General features: G+C 69.0%; 23 protein-coding genes. 15 read left to right on the top strand and 8 right to left on the bottom strand.

Going from position 1 to position 25421, the window contains the following annotated elements:
- Positions 1-56: 56 nt before the first annotated feature.
- The 3 genes from ACQVBX_RS16760 to ACQVBX_RS16750 all read right to left on the bottom strand — a co-directional run bounded on the left by ACQVBX_RS16760 (position 57) and on the right by ACQVBX_RS16750 (position 1654).
- Entirely contained in the window at positions 57-263 is a 207-nt protein-coding gene (locus ACQVBX_RS16760) for a zinc-finger domain-containing protein (RefSeq protein ID WP_431635543.1), read from the bottom strand.
- Positions 264-419: 156 nt separating this feature from the next.
- Positions 420-1004, bottom strand: coding sequence for a YceI family protein (locus ACQVBX_RS16755; protein WP_431635542.1), 585 nt, complete (start codon positions 1002-1004; stop codon positions 420-422).
- 56 nt (positions 1005-1060) lie between these two features.
- Entirely contained in the window at positions 1061-1654 is a 594-nt protein-coding gene (locus ACQVBX_RS16750; protein WP_431635540.1) for a malonic semialdehyde reductase, read from the bottom strand.
- 136 nt (positions 1655-1790) lie between these two features.
- On the opposite strand from ACQVBX_RS16750, the gene ACQVBX_RS16745 reads away from it, so the two are divergent.
- Positions 1791-2768, top strand: a complete 978-nt coding sequence (locus ACQVBX_RS16745; protein WP_431635538.1) for a mitochondrial fission ELM1 family protein — start codon at positions 1791-1793, stop codon at positions 2766-2768.
- Here ACQVBX_RS16745 and glnE read toward each other — a convergent pair.
- A complete protein-coding gene (glnE, locus tag ACQVBX_RS16740) occupies positions 2759-5605 on the bottom strand; it encodes a bifunctional [glutamate--ammonia ligase]-adenylyl-L-tyrosine phosphorylase/[glutamate--ammonia-ligase] adenylyltransferase (RefSeq protein WP_431635536.1) in 2847 nt (948 codons plus the stop codon). The genes ACQVBX_RS16745 and glnE overlap by 10 nt on opposite strands.
- 136 nt (positions 5606-5741) lie before the next feature.
- On the opposite strand from glnE, the gene ACQVBX_RS16735 reads away from it, so the two are divergent.
- Complete coding sequence (locus tag ACQVBX_RS16735; RefSeq protein ID WP_431635534.1) at positions 5742-7643, top strand: LTA synthase family protein; 1902 nt, start codon at positions 5742-5744, stop codon at positions 7641-7643.
- A gap of 214 nt (positions 7644-7857) precedes the next feature.
- Here the strand turns inward: ACQVBX_RS16735 and groL are convergent, their stop codons facing one another.
- A complete protein-coding gene (groL, locus tag ACQVBX_RS16730; RefSeq protein ID WP_431635532.1) occupies positions 7858-9507 on the bottom strand; it encodes a chaperonin GroEL in 1650 nt (549 codons plus the stop codon).
- Between the two features lie 58 nt (positions 9508-9565).
- Complete coding sequence (gene groES, locus ACQVBX_RS16725) at positions 9566-9859, bottom strand: co-chaperone GroES (RefSeq protein WP_049623107.1); 294 nt, start codon at positions 9857-9859, stop codon at positions 9566-9568.
- Between the two features lie 229 nt (positions 9860-10088).
- On the opposite strand from groES, the gene cutA reads away from it, so the two are divergent.
- The 12 genes from cutA to ACQVBX_RS16665 all read left to right on the top strand — a co-directional run bounded on the left by cutA (position 10089) and on the right by ACQVBX_RS16665 (position 21329).
- Complete coding sequence (gene cutA, locus ACQVBX_RS16720; protein ID WP_431635530.1) at positions 10089-10433, top strand: divalent-cation tolerance protein CutA; 345 nt, start codon at positions 10089-10091, stop codon at positions 10431-10433.
- Between the two features lie 43 nt (positions 10434-10476).
- Entirely contained in the window at positions 10477-12642 is a 2166-nt protein-coding gene (locus ACQVBX_RS16715) for a protein-disulfide reductase DsbD family protein (RefSeq protein ID WP_431635528.1), read from the top strand.
- Positions 12642-13181, top strand: coding sequence for a TlpA family protein disulfide reductase (locus ACQVBX_RS16710; RefSeq protein ID WP_431635526.1), 540 nt, complete (start codon positions 12642-12644; stop codon positions 13179-13181). The genes ACQVBX_RS16715 and ACQVBX_RS16710 overlap by 1 nt, the downstream gene beginning before the upstream one ends.
- Positions 13182-13327: 146 nt before the next feature.
- The gene (aroQ, locus tag ACQVBX_RS16705; RefSeq protein WP_431635524.1) at positions 13328-13786 is read left to right on the top strand and encodes a type II 3-dehydroquinate dehydratase; all 459 of its coding nucleotides are present in this window, start codon (positions 13328-13330) and stop codon (positions 13784-13786) included.
- Between the two features lie 68 nt (positions 13787-13854).
- A complete protein-coding gene (gene accB, locus ACQVBX_RS16700) occupies positions 13855-14316 on the top strand; it encodes an acetyl-CoA carboxylase biotin carboxyl carrier protein (RefSeq protein ID WP_431635522.1) in 462 nt (153 codons plus the stop codon).
- A 19-nt stretch (positions 14317-14335) separates the two neighbouring features.
- Positions 14336-15703: an acetyl-CoA carboxylase biotin carboxylase subunit gene (accC, locus tag ACQVBX_RS16695; protein ID WP_431635521.1), complete on the top strand. Its 1368-nt coding sequence runs from the start codon at positions 14336-14338 to the stop codon at positions 15701-15703.
- 116 nt (positions 15704-15819) lie between these two features.
- Entirely contained in the window at positions 15820-16716 is an 897-nt protein-coding gene (gene prmA, locus ACQVBX_RS16690; RefSeq protein ID WP_431635520.1) for a 50S ribosomal protein L11 methyltransferase, read from the top strand.
- Positions 16717-16802: 86 nt separating this feature from the next.
- The gene (locus tag ACQVBX_RS16685) at positions 16803-17639 is read left to right on the top strand and encodes a zinc-ribbon and DUF3426 domain-containing protein (protein WP_431635519.1); all 837 of its coding nucleotides are present in this window, start codon (positions 16803-16805) and stop codon (positions 17637-17639) included.
- A 156-nt stretch (positions 17640-17795) separates the two neighbouring features.
- Positions 17796-18083, top strand: a complete 288-nt coding sequence (locus tag ACQVBX_RS16680; protein WP_431635517.1) for a helix-turn-helix domain-containing protein — start codon at positions 17796-17798, stop codon at positions 18081-18083.
- 129 nt (positions 18084-18212) lie between these two features.
- Entirely contained in the window at positions 18213-19823 is a 1611-nt protein-coding gene (purH, locus tag ACQVBX_RS16675; protein ID WP_431635515.1) for a bifunctional phosphoribosylaminoimidazolecarboxamide formyltransferase/IMP cyclohydrolase, read from the top strand.
- A gap of 45 nt (positions 19824-19868) precedes the next feature.
- Positions 19869-20552, top strand: a complete 684-nt coding sequence (locus tag ACQVBX_RS16670; RefSeq protein WP_431635513.1) for a GNAT family N-acetyltransferase — start codon at positions 19869-19871, stop codon at positions 20550-20552.
- A gap of 72 nt (positions 20553-20624) precedes the next feature.
- Positions 20625-21329, top strand: a complete 705-nt coding sequence (locus tag ACQVBX_RS16665) for a glutathione S-transferase (protein ID WP_431635512.1) — start codon at positions 20625-20627, stop codon at positions 21327-21329.
- A gap of 139 nt (positions 21330-21468) precedes the next feature.
- Here ACQVBX_RS16665 and ACQVBX_RS16660 read toward each other — a convergent pair whose 3' ends face one another.
- Both ACQVBX_RS16660 and ACQVBX_RS16655 read right to left on the bottom strand, forming a co-directional pair.
- Positions 21469-21900: an EamA family transporter gene (locus ACQVBX_RS16660; RefSeq protein WP_431635511.1), complete on the bottom strand. Its 432-nt coding sequence runs from the start codon at positions 21898-21900 to the stop codon at positions 21469-21471.
- A 9-nt stretch (positions 21901-21909) separates the two neighbouring features.
- Positions 21910-22440: a DUF2782 domain-containing protein gene (locus ACQVBX_RS16655; protein WP_431635510.1), complete on the bottom strand. Its 531-nt coding sequence runs from the start codon at positions 22438-22440 to the stop codon at positions 21910-21912.
- Positions 22441-22557: 117 nt separating this feature from the next.
- On the opposite strand from ACQVBX_RS16655, the gene polA reads away from it, so the two are divergent.
- Positions 22558-25305, top strand: coding sequence for a DNA polymerase I (gene polA / locus ACQVBX_RS16650; RefSeq protein WP_431635508.1), 2748 nt, complete (start codon positions 22558-22560; stop codon positions 25303-25305).
- Positions 25306-25421 lie beyond the last annotated feature (116 nt).

The following is a 25421-nucleotide window of genomic DNA, read 5'->3' as shown; positions in this document are numbered from 1 at the left end:
GGCAAGCAGCGATCGTGCCGAAACCGGGGGCCGGCGCCAGCATTCGCCGCTGCGGTTCAGTCGCGCAGGACGTAATGCGCGCCGCAGTAGGGACAGGTGGACTCGCCGCCGTCATCGACGATGGGCAGATACACCTTCGGATGGGAGTTCCACAGCGCCATACCCGGCATCGGACAGGACAGCGGCAGGTCGCTCTGCGTCACTTCGTACCGATTTTGGGCATTCGCCGGGATCGGCGTCACCGCGGAAGAGGGGCGCGACATGGGAGGCTCCGGACAGAAAGTCGAGCCGCCAATGGTAGCAGCCCGCCGGGCCGCTGAAGCCCCGCCGGGATGCCCGACACCCGCGTCCGACGGACAAAAGAAAGCGGCCGCCCCGTCGCCGGAGCGGCCGCTGCAGGAACAGGGTTCCGGGAGGGCTTACTTGCCCTTGCCGGCCTCCGCCTCGGTGGTGATGCGGATCTGCACTTCGTCGCTCACGTTCGGCACATAGGCGCCCATGCCGAAGTCCGAGCGCCTGATCGTCGCGGTGGCGTCGAAGCCGATCGCCGGCACCTTCAGCATCGGCTGCATGCCGGCCTTGTTGAGCGTGGCGTCGAGCACCACCGGCTTGGTCACGCCATGCACGGTGAGATCGCCGGTGACCTTGAACTTGTTGCCGCCCAGCGGCTCGACGCGGGTGCTCTTGAAGGTGACCACCGGATACTTGGCAGCATCGAAGAAGTCGGGCTTCTTCAGGTGCTCGTCCAGCGCGCTGACGTGGGTGTCGAGGTTGGCCAGCGGCAGGGTGACCTGGACGCTGGAATTGGCCGGCTTGGCCTCGTCGTACACCACCGTGCCTTCGCCGATGCCGAGGTTGGCGGTGGGGTTGGAGAAGCCGAAGTGATTCCAGCTGAACAGCACCATCGTGTGCGACGGATCGAGCTTATAGGTCACCGGCGCCGCCTGTGCGGCGAAACTGGCGCCGAGCAGGGCGGCGAGGGCGAGAACGTTCATGGCGCGCATGGATAACTCCTTGATGGGTTGAACCGGCGCCCGGCGCCGGGGAGTGGAAGAGCGGATCAGGCGATCGTGCAGGCTTCGTCGAACGACAGCCGCGGGCTGCGCGGGAACAGGTCGCGGCTGGCGTCGCCGTAACCGATGTTGATCAGGAAGTTGGACTTGACCGCCGTGCCGGCAAAGAACGTGGCGTCCACGCCGGCGTTGTCGAAGCCGGACATCGGGCCGCAATCGAGCCCCAGCGCGCGCGCCGCCAGGATCACGTAGGCACCCTGCAGGGTCGCATTGCGGAACGCGGTGGTGTCGATCAGCGGCTGGTTGCCTTCGAACCAGCTCTTCGCGTCGGCGTGCGGAAACAGCTGCGGCAGCTTGTCGTGGAACGCATGGTCGTTACCGATGATCGCCGTCACCGGGGCGGCCATGGTCTTGGCGCGGTTGCCGTCGGACATCAGCGGCGCCAGCTTCGCCTTGGCCTCGGGCGACTTCACGAACACCAGCCGCATCGGCGAGCTGTTGGCGCTGGTCGGGCCGAACTTCACCAGCTCGTACAGCTGATGCAGCTGGGCGTCGCTCACCTCCCGCGGCAGCCAGGCATTGAACGTGCGGGCGCTGCGGAACAGCTGGTCGAGGGCGGTATCGGAAAGCATCTCGCTCATGGGTATCCTTCGGTTCGGCGTGACGCGCCGATGCTGGCGCAGAAAGCGGTCAGTGTACGTGCGTCACTGCAGCGGCAGGACCCCGCCTGGTGGAACGAACTGTGCAGATTCGAGAAACAATCGCGATCACGCCTCCATGCTGAGAGCGGCCGGCGAGTGCTGGGCGATCACCGACGAGGCCGCAGGCAACCAGCGCCAGGCGCTGGCGCTCGCCGGCGCGCTGGGCCTGCCGGTACGACACCTGGTGCTGGAGCCGCGGGCCCCGTGGTCTTGGCTCGCCCCACGCCTGCTGGCCGGCGGCCGGCTCGCGCTGCCGCCGGCACAACGTGAGTTGTTCGCGCCGCCGTGGCCGCGCGTGGCAGTCGGCTGCGGGCGCGCCGCGGCGTTGTTCACCCGCCTGCTGCGGCCGCTGTCCGGCGGCGCCTGCCACACGGTGCAGATCCTCGATCCACGCATCGACCTGGCGCACTGGGACACCGTCGTCGCTCCGCGTCACGACGGCCTGCACGGCGCCAACGTGCTCACACCGCTGGGTTCGCTACACCCGATCGACGAGGCCTGGCTGGCCGATGCGCGCCAGGCCTTCGCCTGGCTGGAGAGCTTGCCGCGGCCACGCACCGGCGTGCTGCTGGGCGGTCCACGCAAGGGCATCGCGCTGGATGCGCGCTACGCCGAAGCGCTGGAGCAGCGGCTGCGAACGCTGCATCAACGCGATGGCGGCAGCCTGATGGTGGTGGCGTCGCGGCGCACCCCCGCGGCGCTCAGCGAACTGCTGCGCGGACAGCTGGACGGTATCCCCGGTGTGTTCTGGCGTGATGCCACCGACGGCACCAACCCCTACCCCGGCGTGCTGGGCTGGGCCGACCGGCTGGTGGTCACACCCGACTCGGTCAACATGCTCAGCGAAGCGTGCGGCGTGGGCTGCCCGGTCGAAACCGTGCTCACCACGCCTCTGCCGCCGCGCATCGCGCGCTTCCATGACGCCCTGCGCGAAGCGGGTTATCTGCGCGGCGACGACATCATGGCAGCTGCGCCGCCGCCTCTGCGCGAGACGGTCATGCTGGCGGCCCAGGTGCGGCAACGCATGGGGATCGCGACCGACATTCAGCCGTAGAAGTCGAAGCCCAGCGCGTCGGTCACCGCCCGCACCGCGTCGGCCAGCGCGGCCAGCGTGGTGTCCCGCGCGTCGATGCGCGAACGCAGGTCCAGCGTGCAGGTGAGCGCGCGCTGCAACAGGTCGGCGTGCACGCGGGCGAACGTTCCGGCCTGTGCCGCGTCGAGCAGGCCGGCCGCGCGGCAGGCGTCGATCAGGCCGGCGTTGCCGGTGACGTCGAGCAGCGCCGGATGCGCCGCGGCCGAGGCCAGCACCAGCCCCTGCAGGGCAAATTCGATATCGAGCAGACCGCCCTGCCCCTGCTTGAGATCGAAGCGGCTGTCGTCGGAGCGGTCGCGCTCGGCACGCCAGCGCTTGCGCATGCTGGACACCTCGGCCAGCACCGCGGCGCGGTCGCGCGACGCGCCGAGGATCTCGCGCCGCAGCGCGGCCAGCTCCGCATGCAGCGCCGGATCGCCGGCCACCGCGCGTGCGCGCAGCAGCGCCTGGTGTTCCCAGGTCCAGGCGCGTCCGCGCTGGTACGCAGCGAACGCATCGAAGCTCGATACCAGCAGACCCTTGGAGCCGTCCGGACGCAGCCGCGTATCCACCTCGTACAGGCGACCGGCCCGGGTGAGCACGGTGAGCCAGTTCATCACCCGCTGCGCCAGGCGCTGGTACCAGCGCGAGCCTTCCAAGGGACGCGCGCCATCGCTCATCGCGGCGGCGCGGCGGCTGTCGTAGACGAACACCAGATCCAGATCCGAGGCGAAGCCCAGCTCCTCGCCGCCCAGGCTGCCGTAACCCAGCACCGCGAAACCGGACCCCTCGCCCGGCAGGCGGCCGTGCTGCACGGCCAGCTCGCGCTCGGCCAGCGCGGTAACCGCCACCACCACCGACTCGGCTAGCGCGGCCAGACGCCGCGCCGTGGACACTGCATCGGCGCGACCGTCGTTGAACGCCAGCCCCAGTCGGAACGCCACGCTGGCCTTGAACTCGTTGATGCGTTCGAGCTCCGCCTCCGCCTCGCGCTCGTCCAGCGTGCCCAGCACGCGGGTGATCTCCGCGCTGATGTCGGCGCGCTTGAGCGGCAGCTGATCGATGCGCGGGTCGAGCACATCATCCAGCAGCAGCGGCTGGGTGATCACACGCTCGGCCAGGAAGGCGCGGTCGGCAAACAGTCGCGCAAGGCGGCGGCGCGCGGCCGGCTGCTCCTCCAGCAACGCAAGATAGGAGGAGCGCCGCGCCACCGCCTGCACCAGCTGGCACAGCCGCAGCAGACAGGCGACCGGCGCGGCGGTCTGGCGTGCGGCAATCAACAGCTGTGGCATCACCCGATCCAGCCGTTCGCGCGAGCCCGGCGACATGGCGCGCACGTTGGCCGCCTGCGGCAGCTTGAGCAGCGCGTCGGCCACCGCGTCGCCGGGCACAAAGCCGGAGGCTTCCAGCTCCGACGCCTCCAGCGTGCCGGCACAGGCCGATTGCCACAGCGCGGTGTCGGCCACCGGCACGCTGGCCGCGCGACCGCCTTGCGGCATGAGCACAGCGGCAAATTCCTCGCTGACCACCGCCCGGTGACGCGCCAGCTCGGCCGCCAGCACCGACCAGTCCGGATGCCCCAGCCCGCGCGCGATGCGCTCGCGGCTGAGCTCGTCCTCCGGAACGTCGTGCGTCTGCGCATCGCGCAGCATCTGCACGCGATTTTCCACCTGGCGCAGGCAGGCGTAGGCCTCGCGCAACGCGCGGGCGCGGGCTGCGGGAATGTGTCCGCGCGCCTCGCAGGCGGTCAGCGCCGGCAGCAGGCCGCGCACGCGCAGCGACGGCTCGCGGCCGCCGCGGATCAGCTGGGTCAACTGCACAATGAACTCGATCTCGCGGATGCCGCCGGGGCCGAGCTTCAGGTTGTCGGCCAGGTCCTTGCGGGCCACTTCGGCGTCGATCAGCGCCTTCATCTCGCGCAGGCCGGCGAAGGCGGTGTAATCGAGGTACTTGCGGTAGACGAACGGGCGCAGCAGCTCCTGCAGCTGCTTGCCGGCCACGCGGTCGCCGGCCACAGGGCGGGCCTTGATCCAGGCGTAGCGCTCCCAGTCGCGGCCCTCGCTCTGGTAGTACTGCTCCATCGCGGCGAACGGCAGCGCCAGGCGGCCGGCGGTACCGAACGGACGCAGGCGCAGATCGACCCGCGCGCAGATGCCGTCCACCGTCGGCTCGTTCAGCAGCCGCACCAGCTGGCGCACCAGCCGCACGAAGTATTCACTGTTGTCCAGGCTGCGCGCGCCGTCGCTCTGGCCGGACTGCGGGTAGGCCAGCACCAGGTCGATGTCGGAGGAGAAATTCAGCTCGCTGCCGCCGAGCTTGCCGAAGCCGACCACCACCAGCCGCTGGGCGTTGCCGTCAGCATCGCGCGCGTGGCCGTAGCGGACCGCGAGCTGCCGCTCGCACCAGGCCAGCGACTGTTCCAGCAGCACCTCGTACAGCACGCTGGTGTCCGACAGCGTGGCCGGCAGGTCGTCCAGCCCATTGACGTCGCGGAATACCAGCCGCAGCGCCTCGGCACGGCGGAACCGGCGCAGCAGGGCGAGCGTCTCGATCTCGTCCTCCGGCAGCCGCAGGGCTTCACCGCGCGAAGCGGCATCGGCCGGCGAACGCAGCCGCTCCAGCCCGCCCGGCCCCAGCAACTGCGGCTGGCTGCGCCACACCTCGAACGCGAAATCGCTGGCCAGCAGCGTGCGGCGGATGCGCTCGGCCACGCCCGCGTCGTCCTGCACGGCGACCCCGGCGGCACGGCAGGCGGCGGTGAGCTGGGCGTAGCGGTCGTCGATCAAGGCCCGCAAGGCGGGCGATTCGGGCGTCGTCATCCGGGCATTGTGCCGCAGGCGAGCTGGAGCGGTGGCCGGCCCGCGACCTCACGCATGCGTGACTGGCGCCCCATGCGGGGTTCATGTCCGCGCAATTACTCTCGCGCGTCTGTTCCGTGACAACCCTTTCGACGCCATGGTCGCTGTCTTCAACGCCTCCAGCTCGCTGCGCCGCCCCTGGCAGGGCGCGCTGGTGCTCGCCTTGATGGCGCTGGCCTTCGCGCTGCTCACCGGGCTGGTCGATGGCGGCGTCGGCGTGGCGCCGCAGCGCCTGTTCGACCAGCCGGTCTACGTGCTCGCCAATGCCCTGCCCGGGCTGCTGCTGGCCGGCGCGCTGCTGGCGTTCACGCGCCGCGCGATGCTCTCGTTCGGGCTGGCCTTCGCTGCCGAAGGCACGGTGTACGCCGTCAACCACCTCAAGGTGGCCAACCTCGGCACTCCGCTGATTCCGGCCGATTTCCAGATGGTCGGCCAGCTCAACAAGGGCGGTACGCATCTGCTGGGAGCGTACCTGCCGCACAGCCCGTGGCCCTATCTGGCGATGCTGGTGGTGATCGTCCTGATCGTCGCCCTGTGGCGCCGCGAGCCGCGCCTGCTGCCGGAACGTCCGCGTGCACCTCGACTGCTGGCCGGTACCGCCCTGCTGATCGCGCTGGTGACGCTGCTCGCCGGAACGATGCCGTGGGCGCGGCTCTACAACGGCCGCACGCTGTGGCTGGAGCCGTGGTCGGCCACGTCCACCGCCACCCACTCCGGCCTGCTCAGCTCGCTGCTGATGTACCGCCTGCAATATGGACACGGCGCGCGCAAGCCGGACCAGGCTGCCGCGCGCGAGCTGCTGAGCCGCGCTGATGACACCTTGCGCCAGCAGATGGCAACCGGCGCCGTGGCCAGTGACGGTCTGCCGGACATCGTGGTGGTGCAGAGCGAATCGTTCTTCGACCCGAGCATCCTCAACGGCTATCAGCACGCGCAGATCACCCCGAACCTGGACCGGCTCGCCCGGCACGGCGTCAGCGGCGCGTTGCATGTGCCCACCTTCGGTGGCGGCACCATCCGCACCGAGTTCGAGGTGCTCACCGGCTTGTCGCTGCGCTACTTCCAGGACCTGCAGTTTCCCTACCTGCAGCTCAACGCGAAGGTGGTGCCCGGCCTCGTACGCACGCTGCGTTCGAACGGCTACGAGACGGTGGCGATCCACGGCAACGATCCTTCGTTCTGGAACCGCACCAGCGCATTCAAGGCGATCGGCTTCGACCGATTCGTCTCGCAGTCGGCGTTTCCCGCCGGCACCGCCAACGACGGCCAGTACATGGCCGATCGCGGCATGACGGATGAGATCCTCACCCAGCTCAAGGACAGCGGCCCGCCGCAGTTCCTGTTCGCGATCAGCATCGAGGCGCACGGTCCGTACGACACGATGCCTGCCGATGCCGCCGAGCGCGACGCGATGCCGGTGCCTGCAGGCATCACCGGCAAGGACAAGCTGGAGCTACAGAATTACCTGTACCACATCCACCACGCCGACCAGGAACTGGGGCGCCTGGCGGACGTGCTCGCCAAGCGCGAGCGCCCGACCCTGCTGCTGTTCTACGGCGACCACCTGCCCGCGCTCACCCATACGTTCCAGACGGCCGGTTTCGTCGACGGCGGCGACATGTTGAACGAACCAGGCACCTGGCTGCTGGTCGATCCGCGCAAGGCGGCCAAGCCGGAGCGCACCGCCGTGGCGTCGTGGATGCTGCCTGGCTTGCTGCTGCAGGCCGCCGGCATCCACGACGACAGCTATTTCGCGCTGACCCGGCTGGTGGGCCCGGAACTGGCTGCGCTGACCCACGCACCGGACGCCCCTGAGCCGGCACCGGATGCCGACCTCGCCCGCACCGATCGCGACATGGCCAGCGTGTCCCAACTGCGCCTGGACGGGAAACTCGACGCACTGCTGCCGCCCGATACCCGCGCCATCGCGCATCAGGCGGACACCCCGGAGCACGAGCCGCAGGCCGATCCGCACCTGGGCGCCGGCGCCACGCACTGACAGCGGCACGGCGCCCGGACCCTACTGCGGCCGGCCGGGCCCGCCGTGGATCGGATCGGGTGGTCGGTGTGCCGCCACCTTCGTCCATCGTGGGTGAGCGAGTCGCGCTTGCCGCCGACCTGCCGTCACATAGCATCGCCATCTCACGGGCACCCGCAAAGAAAAACCCCGCCGAAGCGGGGTTTTTCGTGGGACGCTAACGGTGGTACGGGACTTAGAAGTCCATCCCGCCCATGCCGCCCATGCCACCGCCCATACCGCCAGCGGCTCCGTGGCCTTCGTCCTTCTTCGGCACTTCCACCACCATCGCTTCGGTGGTGATCGCCAGGCCGGCGACCGAGGAGGCGTGCTGCAGGGCCGAACGGGTCACCTTGGTCGGATCCAGGATGCCCATCTCGACCATGTCGCCGAACTCACCGGTAGCGGCGTTGTAGCCGAAGTTGCCGGTGCCTTCCTTGACGCGGTTCAGCACCACCGACGGCTCTTCGCCGGCGTTGGCGACGATCGCACGCAGCGGCGCCTCGAGCGCGCGACGGGTGATCGCGATGCCCAGGTCCTGCTCATGGTTGTCGCCCTTCAGGCCTTCGACGGCCTTCAGCGCGCGGATCAGCGCCACGCCACCGCCCGGCACCACGCCCTCTTCCACCGCCGCACGCGTGGCGTGCAGGGCGTCTTCGACGCGGGCCTTCTTTTCCTTCATCTCGACTTCGGTGGCGGCACCGACCTTGATCACTGCCACGCCGCCGGCCAGCTTGGCCACGCGCTCCTGCAGCTTCTCGCGGTCGTAGTCGGAGGAAGTCTCCTCGATCTGCGCCTTGATCTGGCCGATGCGCGACTGGATGCGCTCGGCTTCGCCGGCGCCGTCGATGATGGTGGTGTTTTCCTTGGTGATCACCACGCGCTTGGCGCGGCCCAGATCGTTGATCGTGGCCTTCTCCAGCGACAGGCCCACTTCCTCGGAAATGACCTGACCGTTGGTGAGGATCGCGATGTCTTCCAGGATCGCCTTGCGACGGTCACCGAAGCCCGGCGCCTTCACGGCGGCGACCTTGACGATGCCGCGGATGGTGTTGACCACCAGCGTGGCCAGCGCCTCGCCTTCCACTTCCTCGGCGACGATCACCAGCGGCTTGCCGGCCTTGGCCACGGCCTCGAGCACGGGCAGCAGCTCGCGCACGTTGGAGACCTTCTTGTCGTGGATGAGGATGAACGGGTCGTCCATCTCCACCTGCTGGCTCTGCTGGTTGTTGATGAAGTACGGCGACAGGTAGCCGCGGTCGAACTGCATGCCCTCGACCACGTCCAGCTCGTTCTCCAGGCCCGAGCCTTCCTCGACCGTGATCACGCCTTCCTTGCCGACCTTCTTCATCGCGGTGGCGATGATGTCGCCGATGTTGGAATCGGAGTTGGCCGAGATGGTGCCGACCTGGGCGATCGCCTTGTCGTCAGCGGTGGGCTTGGAGAGCTTCTTCAGCTCGCCGACGGCGGCGTGCACGGCCTTGTCGATGCCGCGCTTGAGATCCATCGGGTTGATGCCGGCGGCCACGGCCTTGAGGCCTTCCTGGATGAACGCCTGCGCCAGCACGGTGGCGGTGGTGGTGCCGTCACCGGCCACGTCGGAGGTCTTGGAAGCGGCTTCCTTGACGATCTGCGCGCCGATGTTCTCGTACTTGTCCGAGAGCTCGATCTCCTTGGCGACGGAGACGCCGTCCTTGGTGATCGTGGGGGCGCCGAAGCTCTTCTCGAGCACGACGTTGCGGCCCTTGGGGCCCAGGGTGACCTTGACCGCGTTGGCCAGGGTGTTCACGCCCTTGAGGATGCGCGAGCGGGCGTCTTCGCCGAAGCGGACTTCTTTGGCTGCCATATGTGTATGTCCTTCGAATTCGTTAGGTGGATTGCGAGCGTTGGGCGGGAGAGGCTGATCAGCCTTCGATCACCGCGACGATGTCGTCTTCCTTCAGGAAGACCAGCTCTTCGCCGTCGATCTTGATTTCCTGGCCGGCGTACTTGCCGAACAGCACGACATCGCCTTCCTTCAGCGACATCGGGCGGACGTTGCCGTCTTCCAGGATGCGGCCGGTACCGGCGGCGATCACCTTGCCGCGGGTCGGCTTCTCGGTGGCGCTGTCGGGGATCACGATGCCGCCGGCGGAGACGCGCTCCTCTTCCAGGCGCTTGACGATGACGCGATCGTGCAGCGGACGCAGTTTGCTCATGGGTGGCTCCAGCTCAATGGATGGTTGACGAAAAAGGGTCCCGGACCGGCGCATTGTTAGCACTCACGGTCGGTGAGTGCCAATTTTAGCGCCGCACCTTGCCTGTGCAAGCGTTCGGTGGGGGTGCGTGCGAGGTTGGGCCGTAACCGCCGGTTATCAAGAGCGAATAGACACGATGATCCGCCGGCCCCACTTGATAGGCTGCCCGCTTCCCACCGGTTCCGCCGCCATGCCCGACGACATCCTGGTCTGCCTGAGCACTTGCCCCGATGCCGCCACCGCCGAGGCGATCGCCAAGGCGCTGGTGCACGAATCGCTCGCCGCCTGCGTCAACCAGCTTCCCAGCGTGCACTCCACCTATCGCTGGCAGGGCGCCGTGCACACCGATGAGGAGGTGCTGCTGGTGATCAAGACCACCGCCGGCCGCCTCCCCGCCCTGCGCGAGCGGCTGCTGGCGCTGCATCCGTACGAGCTGCCCGAACTCATCGCGCTGCCGGTGACCGACGGCCACGCCCCGTACCTGGACTGGGTGCGCGCCCACGCCGCGGCACCCGCACCCACCCCTCATTCATAATGTCGATCTGCCCGTCCCCGCGGGTCCCACGCCTGGAGTCGTGATGCCTTCTTCGCTTTTCGGACGGCTCGCCGCCCGCCTGCTGCTCGCCCTAGCCGGCCTGCTCGCGGGCGCTTCTGCGTACGCCCAGTCCACCGAGGATCTGCTGCCGGTCACCGAGGCCTACAAGCTCAGCGCCGACGCCAGCCAGCCCGGCATGCTCAAGCTGCACTGGGACATCGCACCGGATTACTACCTCTACCGCGGCCGCATGAAGTTCACCGCCGGTGAGGGCGTCACGCTGGGTGAGGCGCAGCTGCCCGACGGCGAGAAGCACCACGACGAATACCTGGGCGACGTGGAGACCTATCACCACGGCATCGACGCGCAGATTCCCTACACCGTGGCCGCCGGCACCGCGCGGCTGACCCTCTCGGTGCAGTACCAGGGCTGCCATGAGGTGGACCCGAAGATCTGCTATCCGCCGCACACCGAAAAGCTGGATCTGGCCCTGCCCGCAGCGACCGGCGGCGCGGTCACGCCGAGCCAGGATTTCGGTACGGCGCTGCGGGCGATCGACGCCGGCAACGCCCTGGGCGCGAGCTCCGCGGCGCTGCCGGCGGAGCAGGCGTTCCGCGTCGAGGCGCTGGCCACCGCGCCCGATCGCCTGCTGCTGCGCTGGACGATGGCCAAGGGCTATTACCTATACCGCGACCAGACCGCGCTGAGTGTGCCCGGCGCGCCCGCGCTGAAGCTGGTGCCGGCCTGGCCCGCCGGCACGGCACATGAAGACGAACACTTCGGCCAGGTTACCGTGTACTACGACCAGGTGGAGGTGCCCGTCGGCATCGCCGGCGATCTGCACGGGCGCCGCCAGCTCACCGTGCAGGCCGCGTTCCAGGGCTGCCAGGAGGGCGGCATCTGCTATCCGGTGATGACCCGCACGCTGCAGGTCGACCTGCCCGCCGGCGCGGCCACCGGCAGCGCCGACGCCGTCAGCGACGACACTGCCCCCGCTCCCGAGACCGGTCTGCTACTGGCCCTGCTGCTGGCGTTTGGCGGCGGCCTGATCCTCAACCTGATGCCCTGCGTGCTGCCGGTGCTGTCGATCAAGGCGGTCAGCGTGCTGGAAAGCGGCGAGAGTCCGGCGCGCGCGCGCCGCCACGCCCTGCTTTACACGGCCGGCGTACTGGTGAGCTTCGCGGTGGTGGGCGGCGTGATCGTAGGCCTGCGCGCCGCCGGCCACGCGCTGGGCTGGGGCGCCCAGCTGCAGCAGCCGCTGGTGGTGGCGGTGCTGGCCTGCGTGATGTTCGCGGTGGGTTTGTCGATGTCCGGCGTGGTGCAGTTCGGTGCCACGCTGGGCAACACCGGCGCGTCGCTGGCCAACCGCACCGGCCCGGCCGGTGACTTCTTCACCGGCGTGCTGGCGGTGGTTGTCGCGAGCCCTTGCACGGCGCCGTTCATGGGTAGCGCGCTGGCCTATGCGTTTGCCGCGCCGATCACCGCGGCGCTGGCGGTGTTCCTGATGCTGGGCGTCGGCCTCGCTCTGCCGTTCCTGCTGGTGGGCTTCGTACCCTCGCTGGCACGGCGACTGCCGCGGCCGGGGCGCTGGATGGAGACGCTCAAGCAGGTGCTGGCGTTCCCGATGTATCTCACCGCGGTGTGGCTGGCCTGGGTGCTGGCGCACCAGCGCGGCGCCGACGCGATCGGCCTGCTGCTGGTGGCGATGGTCGTGCTGGCGATGGCGCTGTGGTGGTTCGAGCGCAGCCGCAGCCGCGGCGCGCTGAGCCGCGCGCTGGTGCTGGCGCTGGCGGTGCTCGTGGCGGTGCCGCTGTATTACCTGACCCAGGTGCCCGCGCCCACGCGTGCCGACGCTGCGGCTGAGGGCGTCGTCGCCTACAGCCCGCGGAAACTGGCCGAGCTGCGCCAAGCCGGCACGCCGGTGTTCGTCGACATGACCGCCGACTGGTGCGTCACCTGCAAGGCCAACGAACACGCGGTGCTCGACACCGACGCTTTCCGCGCCCTGCTGGCGAAAACCGGCGCGGTCTACATGAAGGGCGACTGGACCGACGTGAACCCCACCATCGCCGCCTTCCTGCAGCAGTATCACTCGCCCGGCGTACCGCTGTACGTGGTGTTTCCCAAGGGCGGCGGCGAAGGCAGGCAGTTGCCGACGGTGCTCACGCGCGGTCTCGTCGAACGCGCCCTCACCGAGGCCAGCCGCTGATGTTCAACCGATCGACCTGGATGATCCTGCTGGTGGCCACGCTGGCCGCCGCGCTCGGCGGCTGGCTGCAGCATCGCAGCCGCCTCGCCCATGTACCGGCGGGCGTGACGGTGGCCAGCCCTGGCTCGGTGGCGCCGGATGTGCCGCTCAGCGATCTGGATGGCCGCGCGCACCGGCTTGCCGACTACCGCGGCCACCGCGTGCTGCTGAACTTCTGGGCCAGCTGGTGCGGGCCGTGCCTGGACGAGATGCCGGCGCTGGATCAGGCCGCCCGCGCCCATCCCCAGGCCACGGTGCTGGGTATCGCGATGGACGAGCCGGCTCGCGTGCGCTCGTTCCTCGCCACCCATCCGGTGAACTACCCGGTGCTGCTGGGGCGGCTCGATTCGCCCAGCACCTCGCTGCAGCTGGGCGATACCGCCGAGGTGCTGCCCTACAGCGCGCTGCTCGATGCGGATGGCCGACTGCTCGCCACCCATCGCGGCCCGCTGGACGCGGCCACGCTCGATCGCTGGCTGTCCGGCGGCTCGGTGGACTGAGACCAAGCGGCCACATACGTCTGCGCACGGTTTAACGGGGACTTCTCCGCCAAACATCGCCGATCTGCGCCGAACTGGACAAGTTGGGGCAGGGCTAGCACACTGCACCGCTTCCGGACCCGTCCGGCCTCCGCGAAGGCAGTCGCATGGCGAAGATCCTGGCCCTGCATGGCCCCAACCTCAATCTGCTGGGTGTGCGCGAGCCGGACATCTACGGCCGCGAGACGCTGGCCGACATCAACGGCGCGCTGGCCGAGCAGGCGCAGGCCGCCGGCCACGAGCTGAGCTGGTACCAGTCCAACGCCGAGCACGAGCTGATCGGGCGCATCCATCAGGCGCGCGACGACCAGACGGCGATGATCGTGTTCAACCCCGGCGCGTTCACCCACACCAGCATCGCGCTGCGCGACGCGCTGGCCGCGGTGGCGATCCCGTTCATTGAAGTGCACCTGTCCAACGTGCACGCCCGCGAGCCGTTTCGCCGGCACTCGTACCTGGCGGACATCGCCGTGGGCGTGATCGGCGGCTTCGGCAGCGACAGCTACCGGCTCGCGCTGGACGCGGCGATCCGCCGCCTGGCCCGGCCCGACGCCCCCATCCGCTAGCCGGTCGCATACCGGCAGCACCCTTTCCGGCCGCCCACGGGCGGTAACCCTGCAAGAAGGTTTGTCCCATGGACCTGCGCAAGATCAAGAAACTCATCGACCTCCTCGAGGAGTCCAACCTCGCCGAGCTGGAGATCAAGGAAGGCGAAGAAGTCGTTCGCCTGTCGCGCGTGCCCAAGGGCGGCGTCGCCGTTGCGGCCGCGCCCGCTCCGGTCGCGGTGGCGCCGGCTCCGGTGGCTGCCGCGCCGGTCGCCGCGCCTGCCGCCGAGGCACCGGCCGCCGATGCGCTGCCGGAGGGCCACGTGGTGAAGGCACCGATGGTCGGCACCTTCTACGCCTCCTCCACCCCGGGCGCCGCGGCGTTCGTGAAGGTCGGCCAGCAGGTCAAGGCGGGCGAGACGCTGGGCATCATCGAGGCGATGAAGATGTTCAACCAGATCGAGGCCGACGTGGCCGGCACGGTCAAGGCCATCCTGGTCGAGAACGGCCAGCCGGTGGAATTCGACCAGCCCATGTTCGTCATTGCCTGATCCGGCGGAACCCATTCCCATGCTAGAAAAAGTCGTCATTGCCAACCGCGGCGAGATCGCGCTGCGCGTGCTGCGCGCCTGCCACAGCCTTGGCATCAAGACCGTGGCGGTGCATTCCACCGCCGACCGCAACCTCAAGCACGTGGGCCTGGCCGACGAGGCGATCTGCATCGGCCCGGCGCCCTCGACCGACAGCTACCTCAACATCCCGCGCATCATCGCGGCGGCGGAGATCACCGACGCCCAGGCGATCCACCCGGGCTACGGCTTCCTGTCCGAACGCGCGGACTTCGCCGAGCAGGTGGAGCAGTCCGGCTTCATCTTCATCGGCCCGACCGCCGACGTGATCCGCCTGATGGGCGACAAGGTCGAGGCGATCAAGGCGATGAAGGCCGCCGGCGTGCCGTGCGTGCCCGGCTCCGGCGGTCCGCTGGGCGACGACGTGGACACCAACATCAAGATCGCCCGCGAGATCGGCTACCCGGTGATCATCAAGGCCGCCGGCGGCGGCGGCGGCCGCGGCATGCGCGTGGTGCGCACCGAGGCGCATCTGGGCAACGCCATCACCATGACCAAGCAGGAGGCCAAGGCGGCCTTCGGCAACGACATGGTGTACATGGAGAAATTCCTCGAGAACCCGCGCCACGTGGAGATCCAGGTGCTGGCCGACGGCCAGGGTAACGCGATCCACCTGGGCGAGCGCGACTGCTCGATGCAGCGCCGCCACCAGAAGGTGGTGGAGGAAGCCCCGGCGCCGGGCATCACGCCCGAGCTTCGCGCCGAGATCGGCAAGGTCTGCGTGGACGCCTGCATCCGCATCGGCTACCGCGGTGCCGGCACGTTCGAGTTCCTGTTCGAGAACGGCCGCTTCTACTTCATCGAGATGAACACCCGCATCCAGGTCGAGCACCCGGTGACCGAGTGGATCACCGGCGTGGATCTGGTGCGCGAACAGCTGCTGATCGCCGGTGGTGAGAAGCTGTCGATCCGTCAGGAAGACATCAAGATCACCGGCCACGCCATCGAGTGCCGCATCAACGCCGAGGACCCGGACAACTTCCTGCCCTCGCCCGGCACGGTGAAGCGCTTCGAGGCGCCGGGCGGCCCCGGCGTGCGCGTGGACACGCACCTGTACGACGGCTACCGCATCCCGCCGAACTACGACTCGATGATCGGCAAGCTGATCGTGCACGGCCCAGACCGCGCCACCGCCATCGCGCGCATGCGCCTGGCGCTGGCCGAGACGGTGATCGAAGGGGTCAAGTGCAACATCCCGCTGCAGCAGCGCATCATGGCCGACGTCGGCTTCCAGCAGGGTGGCCAGAACATCCACTACCTGGAAAAGCGCATGGCCGAGCAGAAGGGGCATCCGCCCGCGGATCACTGACCCTGCGGCGGTCACCGAAAAGCACAAGAGGCAGGTGCGATCGCCCTGCCTCTTTTTCTTCCGCGCCGCCCCGCACTTCTCTCACTTCTCACTCTTCTTCGCTGACTCCTCGCCTTATGCCCTTCCTCGAACTCTCCCTCACCGTCCGCGCCGAGCAGCAGCCCAGCGTGGAAGACGCGCTGGAAGAACTCGGCGCGCTTTCGATCACCCTGCGCGATGCGGACGCGGAGACGCCCGACGAACAGGCGATCTTCGAGCCGGGCGTGGGCGAGCTGCCGCTGTGGCCGACGATCACCCTCAACGCGCTGTTCGATGCCGACGCCGATCGCCGCAGCCTCACCGAAGCCCTGGGCGACCTGCTGCCGTGGCTGGAGCCGGCGCAACTGGCGTTTGCGGAAGTGGAGGACCAGGACTGGGAGCGCGCGTGGATGGACCAGTTCCAGCCGATGCCGTTCGGCCGGCGGTTGTGGATCTATCCGTGGAACATCGAACCGCCTGCCGACGAGAACCTCGTGGTCGTGCGACTGGACCCCGGCCTGGCCTTCGGCAGCGGCACCCATCCCACCACCGCGCTGTGCCTGGAGTGGCTGGACTCATTGGATCTGGCCGGCAAGTCGGTGACCGACTTCGGTTGCGGCTCGGGCATCCTCGCCATCGCCGCGCTCAAGCTCGGTGCGGCCAGTGCGGTGGGCGTGGACAACGATCCGCAGGCGCTCACCGCCTCGGTCGACAACGCCGAGCGCAATGCCGTGGCCGATCGACTGGCGGTGTTCCTGCCCGACGATTTCGACGGCGCCCCTGCCGACGTGTTCGTGGCCAACATCCTCGCCGGCCCGCTCGGCGAGCTGGCGCCCACCTTCGCCGCCGCGGCCAAGCCCGGCGCGCCGTTCGCCATCTCCGGCATTCTCGATGGCCAGCAGGACGAGCTGCTCGCGCGCTACGGCGAATGGTTCGACGAGCTACGTGTGGACAAGCGCGAGGACTGGGTGCGCATCAGCGGCCGCCGCCGCTGAGACGCGCTTCGCGTGGCACGTGGCGCGCGGATGAATTGTCCGCGTCGCTCTACTAGGCTTGCCGCAACCTGCGATCCCAAGTCCTCATGTATACCCAGTGCCCTGACTGCCTCACCGTGTTCTCGCTCGATGCCGACGCGCTGGCGACAGCGAGCGGACTCGTGCAGTGCGGTCACTGCGATCAGGCGTTCGATGCGCTCGCCTGCCTGGCCTCGCAGCTGCCGCCGGAGCCGTTCACGCGCCTGACGGCCGCCGTGGTGCGGGGCCCGGCGCCGCGACTGGAGCTGGCGGTGTATCGCCCCCGCCCGGAGCCGGCTACGGTCGCCGTGCTCGGCAGCGACGCTGACGGCGACTCCGCCACCGACGATTTCAGCCACCTCGTTTTTACGCCGCGTTTCGCGCGTGGGCAGCGCAAGCTGAAACGCCGCGAGCGCGCCGCGCGCACGCTCTCGGGCGAGCGGCGCTGGCCGTGGGTGATGGTCTGCCTGCTGCTGACGATCCTGCTCGGCGCGCAGGTGGCGTGGGCCCAACGCGATCCGCTGCTGGCCGATCCCGTCACCGGCCGCTGGCTGCGCGAGGCGTGCGCCACGCTCGGCTGCCGCTTGCCGCTGGTACCCAGCGTCGGCCAGCTGCACTTGATCGCGCGCGACGTGGAAGCGCACCCGGACGTGCGCGGCGCGTTGATGATCAGCGCCACGCTGCGCAACGACGCCCCCTTCGCCCAACCGTATCCGGTGGTCAGCCTGGTGCTGGCCGATGCCCAGGGCCACCGCGTGGCGATGCGCCGCCTGCGCCCGTCCGAGTACCTGGACGACAGCGAAAGCCTGCGCGCCGGCATGGCGCCGGGCGCCGTGACGGCCCTGGTGCTGGAGGTGGAGGATCCGGGCAACAAGGCAGTGGCGTTCGAGTTCGGCTTCGAATAGTCAAGCGCCGCGCGCACTTAATTTTATAAGGCAGCGGGGGTACACTCGCTCCCTTCGCGCATCCGGCCTGCCGGCCATCGATGCATGCCGCCGACGCGGCGACCTTCATAACCAGCGCGGCGACCGATGCAGTCGCCGCCTCAGGACGTAAGGGATATGTCAGTGAACGCCGTCAGACTGCCTGTCCACGAGGCCAGCCGGGAGTCCTCGTCGCAGAGCGCGCTGAGCGAGTGCGTCAGCCGCACCGTGCGCCGCTATCTGGCCGACATCGGCGACACCGAGTGCGCCGAAGGCCTGCACGCACTGGTGATCCGCGAAGTGGAAGGACCGCTGCTGCGCGAGGTCATGGCATTCCACGAAGGCAACCAGAGCCGCGCTGCCACCGCGTTGGGCATTAATCGCGCCACGCTGCGCAAGAAGCTGTCCCAGCACGGCATGCTCTGAAAGCACGCGCCACCGCTCGTCATCGATAAAGGCCCGCGAGGGCCTTTTTCGTTTGGCCGTCCATACGGCCGGCCGGGCGCGCGCCCGCAGTGGGCTATAATCTCGCGCTTTCATCCCCTGGAAGCCGCCATGCCCGCCCCTGCCGTCACGCCCGTCCGTCGCGCCCTGCTCAGCGTCTCCGACAAGACCGGGCTACTCGACCTGGGCAAGCGCCTCGCCGCGGCCGGCGTACAGCTGCTGTCCACCGGCGGCACCGCCAAGGCGCTGCGCGAGGCCGGCATCGCGGTGACCGATGTCAGCGAGGTCACCGGCTTTCCCGAGATCATGGATGGCCGCGTCAAGACGCTGCATCCGAAGGTGCATGGCGGCCTGCTCGGCCGCCGCGGCACCGATGACGCGGTGATGGCCGAGCTTGGCATCGCGCCGATCGACCTGCTGGTGCTGAACCTCTACCCGTTCGAGGCCACCGTGGCCAAGCCCGGCTGCACGCTGGAAGACGCCATCGAGAACATCGACATCGGCGGCCCGGCAATGCTGCGCTCGGCGGCGAAGAACTGGAACGACGTCGGCGTGCTTACCGATCCGGCGCAGTACGCCGAAGCGATCGCCGAGATCGAGCAGCACGGCGGCCTGACCCGCGCCACCCGCTTCAAGCTCTCCGTCGCCGCGTTCAACAACGTGGCCAACTACGACGGCGCGATCAGCGACTACCTCTCGGGCCTGAGGCTGGACGACGCGCACGAGGCGATCGCCGGTCGCGAGGCGTTCCCGGCGCAGAGCAACGGCCGATTCGTCAAGGTGATGGACCTGCGCTACGGCGAGAACCCGCACCAGAGCGCCGCGTTCTACCGCGACCTGTATCCGCACGCCGGCACGCTGGCCACGTTCAAGCAACTGCAGGGCAAGGAACTCTCGTTCAACAACATCGCCGATGCCGACGCCGCGTGGGAATGCGTGCGCAGCTTCACCAAGCCCGCCTGCGTGATCGTCAAGCATGCCAACCCCTGCGGCGTGGCAGTGAGCCTGGACGGTATCGGCAAGGCGTATGACCTGGCCTACCAGACCGACCCGACGTCGGCCTTCGGCGGCATCATCGCGTTCAACCGCGAATGCGACGGCGCCACCGCGCAGGCCATCGTGGCGCGCCAGTTCGTCGAGGTGGTGCTGGCGCCGTCCTACAGCGACGACGCGCTCAAGGCCTTCGCCAAGAAGGGCAACGTGCGCGTGCTGGAGATTCCGGTGCCGCCGGGCACCGACCTGGTCGCCGCGCATCCGGGCAACAACGTCAAGCGCGTCGGCTCGGGCCTGCTGATCCAGACCGCCGATGCCGGCATGGTGAAGGCCGAGGACCTGAAGGTCGTGACGAAGGTCGCGCCGACGCCGCAGCAGATCGACGACCTGATCTTTGCCTGGAAAGTGGCCAAGTTCGTCAAGTCCAACGCCATCGTCTACGCGAAGAACCGCCAGACCATCGGCATCGGCGCTGGCCAGATGAGCCGCGTGTACAGCGCCAAGATCGCCGGCATCAAGGCCGCCGACGAGAAGCTGGAAGTGCGCGGCTCGGTGATGGCCTCCGATGCGTTCTTCCCGTTCCGCGACGGCATCGATGCCGCCGCTGCCGCCGGCATCAGCGCGGTGATCCAGCCGGGCGGCTCGATGCGCGACGCCGAGGTGATCGCCGCCGCCGACGAGCACGGCATGGCGATGGTGTTCACCGGCATGCGTCACTTCCGTCACTAGTGACGGAAGTAAATCAGGCACGCCGCCACTGATCGCCGCGGCGCCGTGCATCCGCTCGACCGCCCGATCTGGTCCAGCCTGTCGACGGCGCACGAAGCGCTGTCGCTGGGCGACGCGCGGGCGCGGCGTTACCTTCCCGACGTAAATCGGTTCGCCTCGGCACGCGACGACAGCGACGAAGCGCTCGCCGCACTCACCGCGCTGGTCGGCCCGGGCGAGCAGGTCTACCAGCTGCAGGTGCCGGCCATCACGGTGCCGCCCGGCCTGGTCGCCGTGAAGCAGGCGTGGGGCGTGCAGATGGTGGCCGAGCAGCCGCTGGCCATGGGCGAGGACGAGGACGAGGGCGACATCGTGCCGCTGGGTGACGACGACGCAGCGGAGATGCTGGCGCTGGCCACGCTCACCCAGCCCGGCCCGTTTCTCGCCCGCACGCATCGCATGGGCCGCTTCGTGGGCATCCGCATCGACGGCCGTCTCGCGGCGATGGCCGGTGAACGCTTCCGCTTCCCCGGCTGGACCGAAGTCAGCGGCGTGTGCACGCATCCGGACTTCCGCGGCCGCGGCCTGGCGCGACGGCTGTCGCAGCACGTCGCCGCGCGCATCGCCCTGCGTGGCGATATCGCGTTCCTGCACGCCTGGCGCGACAACACCGCGGCGATCCGCCTGTACGAGCAGCTCGGCTTTGCCTGGCGCACCGACGTACACGTCGCGGTGCTCGCGCGCGCCTGAGCGCCGCGGTGAACACGCCCGCTTAAGCCGCCGCCCGCTAGCGTCGGGCGACTTCCCTGCGAGGCGGCCGACGTGCGTTATCAGCTCTTCTACTGGACCGGTATTCAGGGCCGCGGCGAATTCGTGCGGCTGGCGCTGGAAGATGCCGGCGCGGACTACGTGGATGTGGCGCGCGTGGAGGGCGACGGCGCCATGCAGCCGTTTCTCGACGGTGCGAAGCCGGGCGCCACGCCCTTCGCGCCACCGTTCCTCAAGGCCGGGCGGCAGGTGGTCGCGCACGTGGCGAACATCCTGCACTTCCTCGGCCCACCGCTGGCGCTGGTGCCGCCCAACGAGGCACGGCGCCTGCAGGCGTTGCAGTGGCAACTGACCATCGCGGACTTCGTCACCGAGATCCACGACAGCCATCATCCGCTGGGCGGCTCAATGTACTACGAGGAGCAACGCAGGGAAGCGGCGCGCCGGGCCGAGGCGTTCCGCCGCGATCGGCTGGGCCGCTTTCTCGGTTACTTCGAGCGCGAGCTCGCTGCGGCCGGCGGGCACCACGCGCTGGGCCGGCATTCCTATGTCGACCTGTCGCTGTTCCAGCTGATGCGCGGGCTCCAATACGCCTACCCGAAGGCGATGCGCCGGCAAGCGCGCAAGCTGCCGCATCTGCGCGCCCTGGCCGACCGAGTGGAGCAGCGCCCGAATATCGCCGCCTATCTCGGGTCAACGCGACGATTGGCGTTCAACACGCAGGGCATCTTTCGCCACTACCCGGAGCTAGACGGCTGACGCTCGCGCTCGCGTGGCGACGCACTCGCGCCGGGGATCCTCGACCTCTGTAGGAGCCCGCTCGCGGGCGATGCTTTTAGCTTTGATGTCGATCAGGAGCAGAAGCATCGCCCGCGAGCGGGCTCCTACAAAGGAGGCGCTAGAACAGGGCGATCACCATGGCGCCTGCAACGATCAGGCCGCCACCGACCAGCATCGGCACGCTGGGCTTCTCCCCCAGAAACACCAGGCCCAGCACGATCACCATCGCCACGCTGAGCTTGTCGATCGGCGCCACCTTGCTTACCGGCCCCAGCTGCAGGGCGCGGTAGTAGCACAGCCAGCTCAGTCCGGTCGCGATACCCGAGAGCACCAGGAACAGCCAGCTGTGCCAGGGCAGGCCGGACGGCCGGGCCCACTCCCCGCGTAGGCTGAGAATGGCGGCGGTCACGCCGAGGATCACCACCGTGCGGATGAAGGTGGCCAGGTTCGAGTTGATCCCGGCCACACCCAGCTTGCCGAACAGCGCGGTGAGCGCGGCGAAGAACGCCGAGCCCAACGCGAAGAGCAGCCAGCTGTCGCGCAGCGGCATGGCGGTGCCTTAGTGCGAACCGCTGCCGTCGTCGGCCGGCTTGCCGGCAGAGGTGTCATTCTGCGGCGGCGGGCTCTTGCCCCACTCCATGATCTTGTACATCACTGGCCGCACCGGCGGCTGCCCGGCTTCGTCGCGCAGCTTGCCCTGGTTGTCGACCATGTAGGTCTGCGGCACGCCGTTCTTCGGCGTCACCACCACCATGTACAGGCGGCCGCTCTGGCGATATTCCTGGATGGTCTGGTCGCCTTCGCGACGCACCTGGACATCCGGAATCGCCTCGCTGGGACCCTTGTCGCCCGGCTGGCGCGGCAGCGGAATCGGTTTGCCAGGCAGGCGCGTGGGCGTCATTTCGGCGGGCGTGGGCTGGGTCGACGTGGCACTGGGCGCCGGCGTCGCCTCGGGAGTCGGCTTGACGCCCGGATCGTTCATGCCCGGCGGCGGCAAGGCGGGCTGATCGGGCTTGGCAGGAGTGTCCTGCGCGTGCGCCTGGGCAAACAGCAGCACGGCGGCGAGGGCCAGGGGCAGGCGGGCTTTCATGGCGCACAACCTCACGCGGGGAGAGAGGTGCGCAGCATAGCAGCGCGCTGTTTGAGCGCCGGGTGAAGCTCCGCCCGACGCGGGCCGCGCGCAGGCGCCCATGCGAGAATGCCGGGCATGGCCAAGCTCATCCTGATTGACGGTTCCTCCTATCTCTACCGCGCCTTCCACGCGCTGCCGCCGCTGACCAACGCGCAGGGCGAGCCCACCGGCGCGCTGTTCGGCGTGGTCAACATGCTGCGCGCCACGCTGAAGGAGCAGCCGACCTACATGGCCTTCGTCAGCGACGCGTCGGGCCCGAACTTCCGCAACGACATGTACGCCGACTACAAGGCTAACCGCCCGCCGATGCCGGACGATCTGCGCGCGCAGGTGCAGCCGATGCTCGACATCGTCGCCGCGCTGGGCTTTCCGATCCTGCGCGTGGACGGGGTGGAGGCGGACGATGTGATCGGCACCCTGGCGCTCGAAGCCCAGCGCCAGGGCATCGAGGTGGAGATCTCCACCAGCGACAAGGATTTTGCCCAGCTGGTGCGCCCCGGCATCACCCTGGTCAACACCATGACCAGCACGGTGACCGACCGCGACGGCGTGATCGCCAAGTTCGGCGTGCCGCCGGAGCAGATCATCGATTTCCTGGCGCTCACCGGCGACAGCATCGACAACGTGCCCGGCGTGGCCAAGTGCGGCCCGAAGACGGCCGCCAAGTGGCTGGCCGAATACGGCTCGCTGGACGGCCTGATCGCCGGCGCCGACAAGGTCGGTGGCAAGATCGGCGAGAACCTGCGTGAGGCACTGGGCCAGCTGCCGCTGTCGCGCGATCTGGTCACCATCAAGACCGACGTGGCGCTGGACCTGGGCGTCACCGACCTCGCGCCGCGGGCGAAGGACGTCGACGCCCTGCGTACGCTGTTCACCCGCTACGAGTTCAAGCAGGCGCTCAAGGAGCTGGATGGCAGCAATGCCCCGGCAGGAGCGCACCCTGTGCGCGACGCTCCTGCTCCTGCTGCGGTGGAAGAGCCTCGCGCACAAGGTGCGCTCCTACATGAGGACAACTCGCCGGGAAGCTACGAGCTGGTCACCACCCCGGCACAGCTGGACGCCTGGCTGGCCAAGCTGGAGCAGGCCGAGCTGATCGCCTTCGACACCGAAACCACCAGCCTGGATGCGATGCAGGCGGAGATCGTCGGCGCCTCGTTCGCGGTGGAGACCGGCCACGCCTGCTACATCCCGCTGGCGCATGACTACCCCGGCGCGCCCGCGCAGCTCGATCGCGCCGCCACGCTGGCGGCGCTGAAACCCATCCTGGAAAACCCCGCGCGACCCAAGCTCGGCCAGCACGCCAAGTACGACATGAACGTGCTGAGCCAGTACGGCATCACCGTGCAGGGGCTCAAGCACGATTCCATGCTCGAGTCCTACGTGTGGAACGCCACCGCCACGCGCCACGACATGGACTCGCTGGCGAAGAAGTACCTCGGCTACGAGACGATCAAGTACGAGCAGGTCGCCGGCAAGGGCGCCAAGCAGATCTCCTTCTCGCAGGTGGACCTGGAGACCGCGCGCGACTACGCCGCCGAGGATGCCGACGTCACCCTGCGCCTGCACCACGCGCTGTGGCCCAAGCTGGAAAGCGAACCGGCGCTGCGCAAGGTGTACGAAGAGATCGAGATCCCGCTGGTGCCGGTGCTGGCAAAGATGGAGCAGCGCGGCGTACTGATCGACGCCAACGTGTTGCGCCTGCAAAGCCAGCAGCTGGGCAAGCGCATGCACGAGATCCAGCAGCAGGCGTTCGGCGAAGCGGGTCGCGAGTTCAACCTCGATTCGCCCAAGCAACTGCAGGCGATCCTGTTCGACGAGCTGGGCCTGGCCGCCAAGGTGAAGACACCCACCGGCCAGCCCTCCACCAACGAGGAGGCGCTGGAGGCGATCGCCGACGAGCACGCGCTGCCGCGCCTGATCCTCGACTACCGCGGCCTGGCCAAGCTGCGCTCCACCTACACCGACAAGCTGTCGGGCATGGTCAATCCGCGCACCGGGCGCGTGCACACCAGCTACCACCAGGGCGCGGTGGCGACCGGGCGTATTTCCTCGTCCGACCCGAACCTGCAGAACATCCCGGTGCGCACCGAGGAGGGTCGGCGCATCCGCCAGGCCTTCATCGCGCCGGAAGGCTGGCGGGTGATGGCGGCGGACTATTCGCAGATCGAGCTGCGCATCATGGCCCACCTGTCCGGCGACGAGGGCCTGCTCAAGGCGTTCCAGGAGGGCGGGGATGTGCATCGCGCGACCGCGGCCGAAGTATTCGGCCTGCCGCCGGAACAGGTCAGCGCCAACCAGCGCCGCGCCGCGAAGGCGATCAACTTCGGCCTGATGTACGGCATGAGCGCGTTCGGCCTGGCGCGCCAGCTTGGGGTGGACCGCGGCGAAGCCAGCGACTACATGGCTCGCTACTTCTCGCGCTACCCGGGCGTGCACGCGTTCATGGAAGCCACCCGCTCGCAGGCGCATCGCGATGGCTACGTGCAGACGATCTTCGGCCGTCGCCTGTACCTGGAGAACCTCAACGCCCGCAACCAGGCGCTGCGCCAGGGCGCCGAGCGCGCCGCGGTGAACGCGCCGATGCAGGGCAGCGCGGCCGACATCATCAAGCGCGCCATGATCGCAGTGGACGGCTGGCTGGTCGGTCGCGACGACGCCCGCATGCTGATGCAGGTGCACGACGAACTGGTGTTCGAGGTGCGCGCCGACGCGGTGGACGCCGTGCGCGCTGGCGTGGTCCAGCGCATGAGCGGCGCGGCCGAGCTGAAGGTGCCGCTGCTGGTGGACGTGGGCGTGGGCGCGAACTGGGACGAGGCGCACTGAGCGGCCGCAGACGATCGCCCGCACGGCACGACCGCGACGCCGCGGCAGGCGCCTCGCCGCCGTCCCGAAGCCCGCGCAGTTGTTGGATTTTCGTCAAATGAATCGGCGCTAAATCT

This window comes from Dyella thailandensis, from assembly GCF_050749815.1.
Classification (GTDB): Bacteria; Pseudomonadota; Gammaproteobacteria; order Xanthomonadales; family Rhodanobacteraceae; genus Dyella_A.
Note: the sequence above shows the minus strand (reverse complement) of the source record. Positions and strands in the feature narration are given on the sequence as shown.